Source organism: Treponema peruense (assembly GCF_016117655.1).
Classification (GTDB): domain Bacteria; phylum Spirochaetota; class Spirochaetia; order Treponematales; family Treponemataceae; genus Treponema_D; species Treponema_D peruense.
Genome location: NZ_CP064936.1, coordinates 1,208,661 through 1,223,283, shown reverse-complemented (window position 1 = coordinate 1,223,283; position 14,623 = coordinate 1,208,661). Strand labels below are relative to the sequence as shown.

The following is a 14,623-nucleotide window of genomic DNA, read 5'->3' as shown; positions in this document are numbered from 1 at the left end:
CTAAAGGCCGGCGATGTCTTTGATTACTTCACCGGCTATGATAAGTCCCGCTACGGACGGCACAAAAGGGTTGCTTCCGGGCGGGATTTTTTTTATCCCGGAGTCTGTTTCTGAAGCAAAAGACTGTCCTTCCAGTGCATTTTGTACTTTCAGCGCAGGTTCTGTAGAAAAAACGACTTTGAGTGAAGGTATGCCTCGCTTTTTTAATTCATGGCGCATTACCTTTGCAAGGGGACAAACTGATGTTTCGTAAATGTCTGCTACACGGAATTTTGTTGGATCAAGTTTATTGCCTGCCCCCATTGAACTTATTACCTTTACACCGGCCTCTTTTGCCTGAAGTACTATCTGTATCTTGCCCGAAACCGTGTCTATACAGTCAATGACGTAATCGTACAGAGAAAAATCAAATGAAGAGGCTGTTTCTGGAAGAAAGAATTCGCGGCGCGCCGTTACGCTGCACAGAGGGTTAATATCTTTGATGCGTTCTGCAACTACATCTACTTTGGCCCGTCCCAGAGTGGAATGTAGCGCACAAAGCTGGCGGTTTATGTTTGACAGGGCAACAGTATCGCTGTCTACAATGCAAAGTGCGCCTATTCCTGACCGGGCAAGGGCTTCTACTGCATAACTGCCCACGCCCCCTACACCGAATACAAGAATGCGCGCGCTCTTTAAAGCCTGCATTGCCCCGGAACCAAACATAAGTTCAGTCCGAGAAAACTGACTGTCCATAAACTGAATTATTCTGCAAGAAGAATATTGGCAAGAAGTTTGCGCCAGGAGAATTTTGAAGTAAATTCTTTAAGACCATCAGGGCTGAGTTCTGTATAAGAGTCATATCTTAACTGCTCCGGAACATTATTGCCGTTTTTTGCAAAAGAAATGCTGTTTCCAAGGTAGAAGGCTGTCCAGAAAGCGGGTCCTACATCGAATTCTGCGGAAGTTGCTGTATCATCGGGGTCTGTTTCTGTTACTTTTCCTTTGGCAAAAGTTTTCTTTACATAAGTTTCAGCAGAAAGACCTAGTGCATCATTATTTCTTGAAATAATCACAACAGTAAGACCTGCAGGAATTTCTACACCGGACTTGAAGCTTGAATTAGTATACTCGTCGTCAGAATACAAAAAATATCCTGTAAGAGTTACCGTCTTTTCAGTACCATTAGAATCTTTGTACGCGTACTTGAAGTCTTTGTTTACCCATGTGTCCTGCGGAGCGATAAAATCTTCGGCGGTAAAATCGCATGAAACAAAAGAAATGACAGATAATAAAGCTGCACAGATTAAAGTAAAAGCATTTTTCATATCTACTCCAAAATCAAAAAAATATATGCCAATATTATAATTCAACTTTGGGGTAAATGCAATCTGTTATTGAAACACATTTATTTTGAAAAACCGATTATCCGTTCAAATTCAGCCTGCGAAACCGGCCTTGAATAAAGGAAGCCCTGCAATACATCACAGCCTATGCTACACAGAAAGTCTGCCTGGTTCTGCGTTTCTACACCTTCTGCAATAGTCATAAGCTTAAGGTCCTGTGCCATTCTTACTACAGAATTGATAATTGTTCCGCCGCGCTCGGTATTTTCTGACTCGCGCAAAAAGCCCATGTCCAGTTTAAGAATATCTATGGGAACATCCTTAAGCGTGTTAAGCGAAGAATAGCCGCTTCCGAAGTCGTCCATTGCTATTGCATAACCAAGATTGCGTATTCCGTTTACGCGGCCTATAAGGCGTTTCTGGTCGTTCATGTACGCGCTTTCTGTAATTTCAAAGTGAACGGTATGCGGCGGCAAGCTGTAGTTTTTGTGCAGGTCTGAAATAAACGAAATTATATCGTCGTCCTTTAACGTAATGCGCGAAATATTAAGCGAAATGGGCACAACTTTTATTCCTGCTGAATGCCATCTTTGGATTGCTTGGAACGATTTTTCCCAGACATAGCGGTCCAGTTTTTTTATAAAGCCGTTTTTCTCGAAGATGGGAATAAACACATCGGGTGTGCGTATAAAGCCGTCGTCCTTTATCCAGCGGCACAGAACTTCGGCACCGACAAGTGTTCCTGCGGGATTATACTGCGGCTGAAAGAAAAGTTTGAATTCCTGGCGTTCCATTGCGCCCTGCATATCTGCAGTAATCATTGTTTCGAGCTTCATCTGGTCGTGGAATTCCTGCGTGTACATGGTAAACGTGTTTTCCATTGGTGAAGAATTTTTGTCCATGGAAATTGTGGCATAGTTCATCATGTTCATTATTGACTCTGAACGGTCCTGCGCTACATAAAGACCGAACCGCATTGTTACACGGAATGCAATGCCCAGCACCGAACAGTCAATAAATTCACGCTTGGTAAGACGCGCCATATTTTCGGGGGTATATTCAAAAAAGAGTGCAAAGTTTCCGCCGCCAAGACTTGCACAAAGACCTTCGCTACCGACAGTATATTTTAATACAACAGAAACAATGTGAAGTACCTTGTCGCCTGCTTCGAATCCGTAAAGGTCGTCTATTATCTTGAATTTGTTTACATTTCCCGAACAGACTACGTATTTTTTTGCGGGATTGGATTTAAGAAGAAGTTCGGCGTCGCGTACAAAAGCAGCCCTGTTGGGAATGCCTGTCTGCGGGTCTATAAAATAGCGGAAGGCCATTTCTTCGTTCATGTAGTGGATGCAGTTTTCCTTGCGGTTGTACCCGTAGGCAATTGCAGAGGCCATTTCCATGCAGCTTCTGTAACCGCAGAAACCGCAGTTTACCGAACGCTTTTTTACTGTATTTTTGTGCATTGCGGTAAAAATTTCGTCATAGGTAGATTTGGGTATTCTGTACGGCTGCTGGTAATGATCCTGGAAACTGCATGTAAAGTCTGCGCAGTCAAGACCTGCAAACTGTTTTTCGAGCATTTCGAGGTTTCTTTTATGGCTGGCTTCTATGTCCAGATCTTTCATCGAATCTGTAAACATTCTGAAATATTCAATGCAGATGGAAGATACCGTAGAGCGGAATTTTTTTGTTCCCGGTCCGTCAAGACAGCCGTTTCTGCAAGAAACTACTGTTGAAGCAAGAGGTCTTTCGCTGAGGCTGCAGTTTTGTGTTTCATTGCGCAGTACACTGAAAGTATGCGGTGACAAATTGTTGTAGTGTGCTATGATGTATTTTTCGGGGAAAAAGAGTGCCAGGCAGCGGGCCATTCCGTCTTCGGCAGAAATTATGTTTCCAAAAGTGCGGCCGGTCTGGTCGGGGTCAGATTCTGTTCCACTGTATTTGGCTTCGTTAAAGCGCGTAATGATGCTGTCAAAAGAAACGCTTGCATCTATTGTGCCTTTGTGTCTTGAAATAAGGTCTTTTACGGCCACGCACGGGCTTATAAAAACCATTCTGGATGTGTCGCCCAGATATTTTTTTGCATAAATTGCAGTACAGAAAGCCGGCGAATGTACAGGAATGAGTTTCTTTAAAAAATCGATTTCTTCCCGCTCTACACGCAGCGTAAAGGCCGGGCAGCAGTTTACAAGAAACGGAGCTTCATCTTCTTCGTGATGTGCAAGCAAATAGCGAACGTTTGCCCAGACAGAAATTTCGGCTCCAAGTGAGGAACTGTAAATGTTTTTTACACCGAGTGAACGCAACCATCCCAGTACCGAACGGGCGCGGTCTTTGTAAAGGACAAAAAATGACTGGTCAATAATTACGCTTATGTTCTGTGACTGCGCAGCGCCTGTAAAAAATGATTCACTGTCATCGCGGTAAGTTCTTGCTTTCTGCGGACATACAGATACACAACTTCCGCAGATAACGCATTTTCTTGAGTCTACCACTACTCTGTTCTGGCCGTTCTGTATTATGGCACAGTTAGCTCCAAGCACGCTGCAGGCGGCAATGCACTTATTGCATCCGATGCACTTTTCATCTGAATAAACGATCCCGGTATTATAACTGCGCATAACTCCCCCAAACTATTCAAACACCGCAAGAACCAGAGACTGATTCAGATGCATAAAATCCAGCTGTTCTCCGTAGCCTGAAAATCCCACAAAGCCGCCGGAATATGTACCAAGATTCCGTACAAAGTCACCGAATATTCCCGAGCGTTCAAAAAATATGGTGCGGGATTCACAGTTAACGGCAATTGAAAAAGACGGGTTCGGAACGGCATTTACAACCGCAGATTTTGTTTCGCGCCATACTCTCTGGGCATTGTCTGGTTCAAGCAGAATCATTTTTGTATAGCCGTAGATTCTTGAAAAATACGAAATTGAACCGTCTTCGTTTACCCTGTCAAAGTCTGTTATATAAATATCTCCGTCTATTTCGCGGCCCATCGGGTGTGTAAAAAGAGCTTCTGAAAGGCGGTCCCGCGGAACAGTCAGGGCACGCGAAAGTACATCTGCTGCCACACGGCCGTTATATTCGTAAACGGTGCGTTCTTCGCAGTCAACCGAAGTGGCGGTAAACTTGTTTGCAGTCGGTGAATAAATATTTTCGCGGTAAAGAAAGATTTTTCCGCGGGTGTTGTGTACAAGGACGAATACGCACGCTTCATCATAAACTGTTCCGTTGAGCGAAACATACGTTTTCTTTTCTGAAGGCATACAGCCGCCGGAGCTGCCGAATGTGCGTATTCTGGTGCGGGAAAGTGCGTCGCTTAACGTGTCCTGGACAAGCTCTTCTGCGCGGCTCAAAGCGGTTGTAAATTCAAGGCAGCAGGTGTTTTCATAACTGTTGTTTTCGTACGAAGAAAGGGATGACAGCGCCTGTGTAACACATGAGCGGTATTTCATTGGATTTCTGGTAATTTCAAGAAGAACTCCCGAAGAACATTCTATTCCGTCAAAGACAGAAAGACACGAAAGACCACGGCTGGCTGTTCCGCAGGAAGAAAAAACAGAATAAGTAGTGCAGCCGATTACTGTAGAAGAAGGAAAGCGGGACTTGAGCGAACGGGAATAGAATTCAAAGCCCTCTGTATCTGAAGAAAAAATAATGAGAATAGGCTGTGCACAATTATTGCAACCACAGATTTTTGTGCAATTTTCTTCCAGTGCTTTTTTTTCATCTGCATTTTCGCTGAACGAAACAATATACCTTTGCATTTTCTGTTATATTTTACCACATAACAACAGCATTATCAAATTTTATTTAAATCATATTTCGGTTAAAATGCGCATAAAATCATGGAAAAAGTAATTTTATATCACTAGCACGGCAAACACCTGTACAGTATTGCGGCTTTTACTTTTGGTTAGTATGGTAAACGCATGGTTACACTTAAACTTGCAGAGTCCAATACTTTTCCAGCTACAGACAACCTTTTTCAGACTGCCTTCTGGGGAAAAATAAAAACAGCGGCAGGACAGCGCGCCATGTTCTTCTGGGCAGAATCCATTGCTTCATTCACATGAATTTATTTTTTTCTTTAGGTTAAAAAGTTTTCATCCAGTTTTCAAAAAGAGCGGGCCATACAGAACATGCGTCCTGAATTCCGGCGCCGTTGGGCCATGAAGTTTCTGCCGTAGCAAGTGAAAGTCCGTGGCCTCCCCTGCGGAATACATGATATTCAAGCGGAACTTTGTTTTTGCGGCATGCAAGTGCAAATGACAAGCTGTTTTCGAGGGGAACGCATCCGTCTTCGTCTGTATGCCACATAAATACCGGCGGTACAGATGACGTGACATGATCTTCGAGCCTTACGTCTTCTTCTGAATATTCTTTTGTGTCACCGAGTACGTTTTTTATTGAACCTTCGTGCGTGTATTTGCCTGTAGTGATTACCGGGTAACTGAGCAGAAGTCCGTCGGGCTTTACTTCCTGAGCTGAATAAGGCAGATACTTTGAAACAAGCGGACTGTTCCAGTAAACGCCGAGCGATGCAGCAAGATGACCGCCGGCAGAAAATCCGGCAACGATTACTTTGTTTGTGTCAACATGCCATTCTTCACTGTGTGAACGCACATATTTTACTGCTTCGCACAAGTCCAGGAACGCTGCAGGGAACGACATCGGGGCCAGACTGTACCAGACTACACACGCGTTGTATCCGAAAGAATTCATTTTTATGGCAACGGCTTCTGCTTCTCTTGTTGAAAGCATTTCGTAACCTCCGCCCGGGCAGATTACAACCATGGGTCTTTTGCGGTCTGCACAATACTCGTCGTAATTGTCAAGAATGTAAGTTGTCATAAACGGAGTGTAACCGTTGTTTTTGATTCCCTTGTCATGATACTGAACGGGAAGCATTATTTTTTCGTGTGTCATATTTATTCCTTCTTTGTAAAAGTATATTCTATTTGCTGGCAGTTTTCTACACTCAGTGCAAAGCGGCCGTCATCTGTTTTTTTGGACTCAAGCTCTTTTCCTGCCAGATCACAGACGAGGATACCGGGTGAAATTACCGTAAATGTATTTGCTTCAAAAACAGATTTTATTTTTGCACAAACAACAGCAGAATTTTTCCAGACAATGTCTACTGTAAAACCGCCGCGGGCTTTTAACCCTTTTACACTTCCTGCACTCCATTCTTCGGGAAGGGCCGGCAGAAGCTGAATGTTATTGCCGTCACTCTGCAAAAGCATTTCTGCAATGGCTGCACTTGCGCCAAAGTTCCCGTCTATCTGGAACGGAGGGCAGACGTTAAAGAGATTTTTGTACGTTAACTTCTGGAACAGTACAGTCAGATACCGGTGAGCTTTTTGTGCCTGCCCCAGTCTTGCGTAAAGGGCAGTTGTCCATGAACAGCTCCAGCCAGTGTGACCGCCGCCGTGTGAAAGCCTGTAGTCCAGTGACTTTTCGCATGAGTGTGCAAGAGATGAGTCGCGCGCAATGTTGTGGCCGGGGTAAAGCGACCAGAGATGCGAAACGTGTCTGTGCCCCGGTTCTGCTTCTTCGAATTCTTCTTCCCATTCCAAAAGCCGGCCGTCACTACCGGTTTTAAGTTTTGGAAGTTTTGCAGCAGTAGCAAGCGCTTCAAGGGAAAGTTCCTGTTTGCAGCCAAGTATTTCTGCTGATTTTGCAAATTGTTCCAAAACTTCTCTGAAGATAGAAATGTCCATTGCGGAACCGCGTGAAAGACAGCACTTTTTGTTTGTGGAAGGATCAATAAAATTGTTCTCGGGCGAAATTGAAGGGCTGGTTGTTAAAGTTCCATCGGGTTCTGTTACAAGATAGTCCAGAATAAATTCAACGCAGCCTTTTAACACGGGGAACATTTTTTTAAGAAAATTTTTGTCGCCGGTAAACGTATAATGTTCCCAGATATGTGTACACATCCAGGCACCGCCGATCGGCCAGAGAGCCCATTCGCTGCTTCCTCCGGCGGGTGTTGTTTTTCTCCAGATATCGCTGTTGTGGCAGGCGCACCATCCTCTGCAGCCGTATCTTTTTTTTGCAGTGTCTGCACCTGTTACGGCAAGTTCCTGCAGCATGTCAAAAAGAGGTTCATGGCATTCAGAAAGATTGAGTGTTTCGGCACCCCAGTAATTCATTTCTACATTTATGTTTGTTGTATAATTGCAGTTCCAGGCAGGTCTTATGTCCTGATTCCATATACCCTGAAGATTTGCCGGCTGGGTTCCAGGACGCGAGCAGGAAATCAAAAGATAGCGACCGTACTGTAAATAAAGCGGGGCCGTTTTTTCTGTGGGTGTATCTGCGTCAAGTGTGAATTCAACCCGTGAAAAAAGACTTGAAAAGTCCTGCACGTGGTTCAAAAGAATGTCACTGTATTTTTTTTGAAGGACCGCTTCTGTCATTAAAATGCACAGGGATCTGTCGTCTTTTCCATGTGTTCCGGCTTCTTTGTCAAAACCGTTAAAACTTGTAGCGACCGTAAGATAAATTTCTGCTGATGTACATTCGCTTACACAAATATTTGTGTCAGTTACTTTTACGGAACCGCCTGTAGTTTTTACACTCGCCATGCATGTAAAACGCATTCCGCGCGGCTCGTCATAAATTACAGGATCTTCGTCGGGACCAAATTCATTTGGTCCGCATACAGGTGCACGGCCTTCAAGCATAAGTGAGCGTGCATTTATTCCGCTGTAGGAATCGGTTGTGTACCTGAGCGGGCTTTTTAATGAAAGGGTGAACGACAGTTTATTTTCTGCCGAAGATTCAAGATAAATTACGGCTACATTGTCAGGATGCGAAACAAAATATTTGCGCTTGAAAATTATTCCGTTCTGTTTGTAAGAAACATTTACGCAGCCCAAGTTCATGTCCAGTTCACGCGTGTATTCTGTAACAGGGGAACTGTCTGCAAAGTCAAGGAATAAATCTGCAGCCGGTTCGTAAAAAGCGCTCCACGGGCCGAGCATTTCTTTGTCTGCAAGCTGCTGTGCCTGCGTATATTTTTTTTCTGAAAGAAGTTCTCTCACCTGTGAAAGAACGGCAGCCCTTCCTTCATCTGACTCAGGAGCATTGGGAACACCTGACCAGAGCGTGTCTTCATTGATCTGAACTCTCTCGTGTTCTGTTCCGCCGAAGACCATGCATCCGAGCCGTCCATTTCCCAAAGGAAGAGCCTGTGTCCACTCCTGTGCGCTTTTGTCAAATACCAGACTGCATTTCTGCGACACTTACTTCCCCCTCAAGTCTTGTATCTTCTACAGAAGAACCTGCAAAAATTTTTCTGTTTGCATCAGGCAAAACCCAGTCCTGTTTTTCTTCGGAATAATATTCAAAGGCACTTGTATCAAGAGTTACGTTGCATTCCGCGCTTTCGCCGGGAAGAAGATATTTTTTGCAAAAGCCCCTGAGTTCAAGAGAGGGATTTTCTATCCTGCCGTTGGGTTTTTCACAAACGCCGCCGACGTAAACCTGCGCAACTTCTGCACCTGCAACATTGCCGCAGTTTTTTACATTAAACTTAACTTGAACATTGTTGTTCCCAGCTTTGACTTTCATGCCAGAATATTCAAATTTTGTATAGGAAAGTCCGTGGCCAAAACAAAAAGCCGCTTCTTTTTTGAAAGTAGAAAAATATCTGTAACCTACAAACACGCCTTCGTTATAACGCACGTCTGTTCCGTCTCCGGGGAATTCACCCAGTGCGTGTGCAGGACAGTCTTCGAGTTTTTTTGGAACAGTAAACGGAAGTTTTCCCGAAGGATTTATTTTTCCAAACAGAACTTCTGCAAGTGCACGGCCACCTTCCATTCCATTGTACCAGGTCTGGACAATAGCTTTTGCACGGTCACTCCATGCGCTCATATCCACTGCATTGCCCGAAGAAATTACAATTACGGTATTTGCATTTGCGTCAAGTATATCGTTTATAAGCGCATCCTGTTCCAGAGGAAGTTTTATATCGTCCCTGTCAAACCCTTCGCTGTCTATTCTGCAAGGATCTTTTCCGCGCAGGTTTGAAAGCGCATTGTTGCCAAGACGGAATTCGGGATGATAGTGCATTGTTCCGCCTACAAAAATTACGCAGTCACTTTCACGCGCTGCCTTTACCGCTTCGTCATGAAGTTGTGCGCGGAACTTTTCGATATCCTCGCAGTCTTTTTTTGGATAGCCGTAACCCTGGCAGTACCGCACGCGTGTGTTTCCGCCAAGATACATTTTTATTCCGGCAAGAGGTGTTATTTCATAAAGTGCTTTTATGGCAGCGCTTCCGCCGTAGGGAGACTGCATTGCATCTGCGTTGTAACCTATGACAGTTACTGTTTTTGTTTTTTTCTCATCGATTGGAAGAACATTGCCTTCATTTTTCAAAAGGACAACAGATTCTCGCGCTGTATTCAAACATACGCGCCGGTGTTCTTCTGTATTGTATGCGCCCTTATTGCGGTCTTTGCCCTGAATATTAAGCTTTTGCATAAGACGCAGAATTCTTTTTACTTTTGCATCAACTACGCTTTCACTTACACTTCCTTCGCGGACTGCTTTTACAAGAGGGGCTGCAAAATGGTAATCGTCAAAGTTTGGGAAGATGTCCATTTCTATGTCGGTTCCGTTTTCTGCAGCAGCTTTTGTTGAATGAACGGCGCCCCAGTCAGAAACCACAACACCGTCAAAATTCCATTCGTCACGAAGAATTTTTTCCAAAAGAGTTTTGTTTTCTGAACAGTGTACGCCCTGCCAGCGGTTGTACGCACACATTAGCGCACATGCTTTTCCTTCACGCACGGCTGCCCTGAATGCAGGAAAATAAATCTCGTTAAGGGATCGTATGTCTGCGACAGAATTAATATCCGACCGCTGGGTTTCCTGGTTATTCAGGGCAAAATGCTTTACACAGGCCGAAACGTCATTTTTTTGTATACCTTTGATTATGCTTACAGCGAGGCGGCCTGTAAGAAACGGATCTTCTGAAAGATATTCAAAATTTCTTCCGCACAAAGGAGTGCGCATTATGTTGACCCCGGGAGCAAGAATCATGTCTTTGCCGCGGCCCCGTGCCTCACTTCCAAGTACATTGCCGCATTCAAAGGCACGCTCTTCATTCCATGTTGCGGCAATTGCTGTTTCACTCGGAAGATAACTTACAAAGTCATCATTTGTTCCGGGTGTGTCCCAACTGTCGTCACAGAATTCGTTGCGGACTCCCATAGGTCCGTCTGACATAACAAGAGAAGGTATTCCTTCCTTAAAGAAACTGGTTCCGCAAGAACAGTCGCGATTTACGCCTGCAGTTCTGAAAAGCCCTGCACCGTGAATCATTGCGCATTTTTCTTCGAGCGAAAGTCCGGCAACAATTTTGTCTATCTCGAAATCCGTCAATTTATTTACTCCGGTCTAATTCTATTGCGTTCAAAAAGGACTCGGCTATAAGCGTGTGCCCCGGAAGATTTGGATGAACGCGGTCCATTGTGAACATATAAGGATGCTGGTATTTGAGTACGCGGTCAACAGGAGTCTGGCAGTCAATGAAGAGCTGATTGTACTCCTGTGCGACTTCTTTTATTACAGCATCGAATTCACGTTTTTTTATGAACATGGGTTCGGTTTCGTTAAGTTCAAAAAGAACAGGTGTCATAAGAAACACTTTCTTAACGTGCGAAACTGTTTTGTCCATAATTGAGCGAAGGTTGGCGCGGAACATGTCTTTGTCAACAAGCTTTTCCTGACGCAGTGCACTGTCAAACCAGCGCCAGACATCGTTAATTCCTATCATAATAGAAACATAGTCTGGCTTGAGCGACATTATATCTGAGTCCCATCTGTTGTTGAGGTCTTCGGATGTATTGCCGCTCACACCCTGGTTTATTACCATGATGCTGCTTTGTGGTGCAAAGGCCAAAAGATTTGCATAAACTACATGAACATAACCGTCGCCCCAGGTACTCCAGAAGCAAGGAGGCAGTTCACGGTTTCTTCCGCAGTCGGTTACAGAATCTCCGGCCATAACAAGCCGGCTTCCCTTCTCCAAAATCATACACGCTCCCATAACGGAAGGCTCATAAAGTCATATTCTTCTGTGAACCATTTTCCGCATTCAAGATTAAGCTCCCGTCCGTCAATATAATGGCGCCATTTTCCTGCCGGAATATAATAGCTTACCTTATTGTCTTCTGAGAAAACAGGTGCTACAAGGAATTTGCTTCCGAGCATATACTGTCTGTCGAGCTGTGCACAAGAAGGATCTTCGGGGAATTCCAGCATCATTGCACGAAGGACAGGAACACCTGTTTTGTTTGCTTCCTCTGCGGCTTCAAGAATATAAGGGAGCATTTTTATTTTAATCTCGGCAAATTTCTTTGCAACTTCAGAAGACTCTTCGTCAACAGACCAGGGCACACGGTATGAATTGCTTCCGTGCAGGCGGCTGTGTGATGAAAGAAGACCAAACTGAAGCCATCTCTTAAATACAGCCGGCGGCGGGTTTCCTTCAAAGCCGCCGATATCATGGCTCCAGAAACCAAAGCCTGACAGTCCCAGTGAAAGACCGCCGCGCAGAGTTTCGGCCATGGACTCGAATGTAGACTCGCAGTCACCGCCCCAGTGTACCGGGAACTGCTGTCCGCCGGCGGTAGCTGAGCGTGCAAAAAGACATGCGTTTCCTTTGCCGTATTTTTCTTCAAGAAGATTGAATACTGTCTTATTGTAAAGGAATGTATAATAGTTGTGCATCTTTACAGGATCGGCGCCGTTAAAGTAAACACCGTCTTCGGGAATGCGCTCGCCGAAGTCTGTCTTAAAGCAGTCAACGCCCATGTCCAGAAGTGCGCGAAGTTTTGAAGCATACCACTTGCAGGCATCGGGGTTTGTAAAGTCAACAACGGCCATTCCAGCCTGCCACAAATCTGTCTGCCAGACTGAACCGTCACGCTTTTTGATAAAGTATCCCTTTTCCATTCCTTCCTTAAAAAGATAAGAACGCTGTGCAATATAAGAGTTAATCCAGACACATACTTTGAGTCCGCGGTCATGAAGGCGCTTGATAAGTCCTGCAGGATCGGGGAAAGTTTCTTCATCCCAGATAAAGTCGCTCCAGTGGAATCCCTTCATCCAGAAACAGTCAAAGTGGAAAACAGAAAGCGGAATCTTTCTTTCAAACATTCCGTCTATGAAGTGCATAACTGTTTTTTCATCGTAGGAAGTCGTAAATGAAGTAGAAAGCCACAGACCGAACGTCCACTTTGGCGGAAGAGCCGGACGTCCCGTAAGAGCCGTGTAGCGTTCAAGAATCTGTTTTGGTTCAGGGCCGTAAATTACATAATACTCAAGAGATTCTCCCGGAACACTGAACTGAACGCGTGAAACTTTTTCGCTGGCAACTTCAAAAGAAACAGCCCCCGGGTTATTTACAAAAACGCCGTATCCGCGGTTTGTCATGTAGAACGGAATATTCTTGTAAGCCTGCTCGCTTGCTGTTCCGCCGTCTGCATTCCAAATGTCAACAGTCTGTCCGTTTTTTACAAAAGAGCCAAACCTCTCTCCCAGTCCGTAAACGTATTCGCCGACCCCAAGTGAAAGTTCGTCTTTCATAAAAGGAAGCTCGTCGCTGTAGAACATGTGTTCCTGCGGGTGTGAGTGCTTTACCATATAGGCCGCTGACTTTGATTCACTTTTTGTAAGCTGGCGTCCCTTGTCGTTTGTGTAAGTTACTTTCCAGAAGTCAGCAATGCATACGTTTGCTGTAAGATTGCCTGAAGTAATTGAAGCCTCTTTTTCTGAAATAGAAATTGCGGGCTTGAAAGAAGAGTCAGAATTCAGCTCAAAATAAGGACCTGCATCGTATGAGCCTTCATAATGAGAAACCTTCACTTTAATAACATTGGGCATGGGTGAAGAATAACGCACAGTAAGAAGAGTTGCGTTAAGACTGTCGCCACGTGTTTTTGTCACTTTAACAGGTGCATAAACTTCGAGAGTTCCGTTCTGTTCACGCACATCGTAAGCCTGGGCCGCGAAGTTTGCAGAAAATCCGTCGCGAACAACCCAATAACCGTTAGTAAATTTCATATTTCCCCCATAAAAATTGGAATATATATTCTAAATTAATTTATTCAGCACTAATTCCCGAAAGAGTGTTTGCAATACTTAAAACTTCTGTCATTGCAAACGGATTGTAACGGCTTATTTCGTGTCCTGTATCCCACAGAACCGGAGTACAACCGTAATTTTTGCACACAATTGCAACAGAAGAAAGCCAGGCAAGACGGCTCTGTTCGTCTTTACCGCGTACACATCCGTATTCGCCTACAACAACAGGAATTCCTTTTGAAATAAAATTATCGTAAAGAAGGTCAAACTTTCCTTTAAGTTCGGAATAATCTTTTTTTGTTCCCCACGTATACGAATACCAGTCACTTGAAGAATCCATTGAAATGCAGAATGCACTCGGTGTGTAATAGTGGACAGAAAGAATTATTTTGTCTGCGATGTCCTTTGGCATTTTAAACTGACTGTCGCAGCTTCTTTCTATATCTGTCCAGTAACCCGAAGCCATAAGATACCTTTCGCTGTTTGCCCCGCCGGTCTGTCTTACCGTGTCAACAAAAGTCTGGTTGAGTCCGTTAAGAATTTCATAGCGCTTTTCCCAGTTTGAATCAAACCCTACTTCATTCATTGCTTCAAAAACAAGGGACTGTGGATAATCTTTGAACCGAAGTGCGACCTGCTTCCAGGTAACGGCAAGACGTGTATTTACATAATCGAAGTCGGTGGCAGCAGAAAGAATCCAGCTGGTTTTGCTTGTTCCGCCGTCATGGTGCATATTTACAATGACATTCAGATTTTCTTCAAGACACCAGTTCACAACTTCCTGAACACGCGAAAGCCATTTTTCTTCTATAATATAATCTGGAGAAGGACCTGTATGTTCTGTCCAGGTAACGGGAAGGCGCACAGTTTTGTAACCGTATGACGCAAGGGCATGAATGTATTCTCTGCTTATTCTTGGATTACCCCAGCCGGTTTCATCTGTTCCCGGTCCGTCGCGGTCAGTAATTACATCAAGCGTATTGCCTATGTTGATTCCGGCTCCAAGGGATTGTACAAATTCCATCTTTTGCGAAGAAGGAATTGCCCCGGAAGGAACAACGGCTTTTGCTTTCTGAGCAGTAAAATCTGAAAGTACAACAGGCTGTGACGCGCATGAAACCAACAGAAACGCCGCAGCAAATAATGCAGATATTTTCATACAACTCAAATAATACCAAAGCAAAAAG

11 protein-coding genes are annotated in these 14,623 nt (G+C 44.4%); 1 reads left to right on the top strand and 10 read right to left on the bottom strand.

Translation table 11 applies throughout. The annotated features are described in order from the left end of the window. The 4 genes from IWA51_RS05530 to IWA51_RS05515 all read right to left on the bottom strand — a co-directional run bounded on the left by IWA51_RS05530 (position 1) and on the right by IWA51_RS05515 (position 5,098). Positions 1-735 carry a tRNA threonylcarbamoyladenosine dehydratase gene (locus IWA51_RS05530; RefSeq protein ID WP_177527878.1) on the bottom strand — a complete coding sequence of 245 codons (735 nt, stop codon included), beginning with the start codon at positions 733-735 and terminating at the stop codon, positions 1-3. Between the two features lie 8 nt (positions 736-743). Then, positions 744-1,307: a hypothetical protein gene (locus tag IWA51_RS05525; protein ID WP_198443524.1), complete on the bottom strand. Its 564-nt coding sequence runs from the start codon at positions 1,305-1,307 to the stop codon at positions 744-746. Positions 1,308-1,387: 80 nt separating this feature from the next. Next, positions 1,388-3,949, bottom strand: a complete 2,562-nt coding sequence (locus tag IWA51_RS05520) for an EAL domain-containing protein (RefSeq protein ID WP_177527876.1) — start codon at positions 3,947-3,949, stop codon at positions 1,388-1,390. A gap of 12 nt (positions 3,950-3,961) precedes the next feature. Beyond that, positions 3,962-5,098, bottom strand: coding sequence for an FIST signal transduction protein (locus tag IWA51_RS05515; RefSeq protein WP_177527875.1), 1,137 nt, complete (start codon positions 5,096-5,098; stop codon positions 3,962-3,964). Positions 5,099-5,263: 165 nt separating this feature from the next. On the opposite strand from IWA51_RS05515, the gene IWA51_RS05510 reads away from it, so the two are divergent. Further along, positions 5,264-5,407, top strand: coding sequence for a hypothetical protein (locus IWA51_RS05510; protein WP_198443523.1), 144 nt, complete (start codon positions 5,264-5,266; stop codon positions 5,405-5,407). Positions 5,408-5,426: 19 nt separating this feature from the next. On the opposite strand, the gene IWA51_RS05505 is transcribed toward IWA51_RS05510, so the two are convergent. The 6 genes from IWA51_RS05505 to IWA51_RS05480 are packed head-to-tail and all read right to left on the bottom strand — an operon-like array spanning position 5,427 to position 14,595. Further along, positions 5,427-6,260, bottom strand: a complete 834-nt coding sequence (locus IWA51_RS05505; protein WP_198443522.1) for an alpha/beta hydrolase — start codon at positions 6,258-6,260, stop codon at positions 5,427-5,429. Positions 6,261-6,262: 2 nt separating this feature from the next. Next, the gene (locus IWA51_RS05500) at positions 6,263-8,581 is read right to left on the bottom strand and encodes a glycoside hydrolase family 95 protein (protein WP_198443521.1); all 2,319 of its coding nucleotides are present in this window, start codon (positions 8,579-8,581) and stop codon (positions 6,263-6,265) included. Further along, complete coding sequence (locus tag IWA51_RS05495; RefSeq protein WP_198443520.1) at positions 8,553-10,730, bottom strand: beta-glucosidase; 2,178 nt, start codon at positions 10,728-10,730, stop codon at positions 8,553-8,555. Before IWA51_RS05495 ends, IWA51_RS05500 begins: the two co-directional genes overlap by 29 nt. A gap of 1 nt (position 10,731) precedes the next feature. Further along, positions 10,732-11,385 (bottom strand): SGNH/GDSL hydrolase family protein, encoded by a 654-nt coding sequence (locus IWA51_RS05490; protein WP_198443519.1) that lies wholly within the window; start codon positions 11,383-11,385, stop codon positions 10,732-10,734. After that, positions 11,382-13,415, bottom strand: coding sequence for an alpha-xylosidase (gene yicI / locus IWA51_RS05485; protein WP_198443518.1), 2,034 nt, complete (start codon positions 13,413-13,415; stop codon positions 11,382-11,384). The genes IWA51_RS05490 and yicI overlap by 4 nt, the downstream gene beginning before the upstream one ends. Positions 13,416-13,455: 40 nt before the next feature. Further along, complete coding sequence (locus IWA51_RS05480) at positions 13,456-14,595, bottom strand: glycoside hydrolase family 5 protein (RefSeq protein WP_198443517.1); 1,140 nt, start codon at positions 14,593-14,595, stop codon at positions 13,456-13,458. Positions 14,596-14,623 lie beyond the last annotated feature (28 nt).

What these genes read in the sequence shown, in the direction of transcription:
- IWA51_RS05530 (WP_177527878.1), bottom strand. Translation starts at nt 735, where the DNA reads ATGGACAGTCAGTTTTCTCGGACTGAACTTATGTTTGGTTCCGGGGCA.
- IWA51_RS05525 (WP_198443524.1), bottom strand. Translation starts at nt 1,307, where the DNA reads ATGAAAAATGCTTTTACTTTAATCTGTGCAGCTTTATTATCTGTCATT.
- IWA51_RS05520 (WP_177527876.1), bottom strand. Translation starts at nt 3,949, where the DNA reads ATGCGCAGTTATAATACCGGGATCGTTTATTCAGATGAAAAGTGCATC.
- IWA51_RS05515 (WP_177527875.1), bottom strand. Translation starts at nt 5,098, where the DNA reads ATGCAAAGGTATATTGTTTCGTTCAGCGAAAATGCAGATGAAAAAAAA.
- IWA51_RS05510 (WP_198443523.1), top strand. Translation starts at nt 5,264, where the DNA reads ATGGTTACACTTAAACTTGCAGAGTCCAATACTTTTCCAGCTACAGAC.
- IWA51_RS05505 (WP_198443522.1), bottom strand. Translation starts at nt 6,260, where the DNA reads ATGACACACGAAAAAATAATGCTTCCCGTTCAGTATCATGACAAGGGA.
- IWA51_RS05490 (WP_198443519.1), bottom strand. Translation starts at nt 11,385, where the DNA reads ATGATTTTGGAGAAGGGAAGCCGGCTTGTTATGGCCGGAGATTCTGTA.
- yicI (WP_198443518.1), bottom strand. Translation starts at nt 13,415, where the DNA reads ATGAAATTTACTAACGGTTATTGGGTTGTTCGCGACGGATTTTCTGCA.
- IWA51_RS05480 (WP_198443517.1), bottom strand. Translation starts at nt 14,595, where the DNA reads ATGAAAATATCTGCATTATTTGCTGCGGCGTTTCTGTTGGTTTCATGC.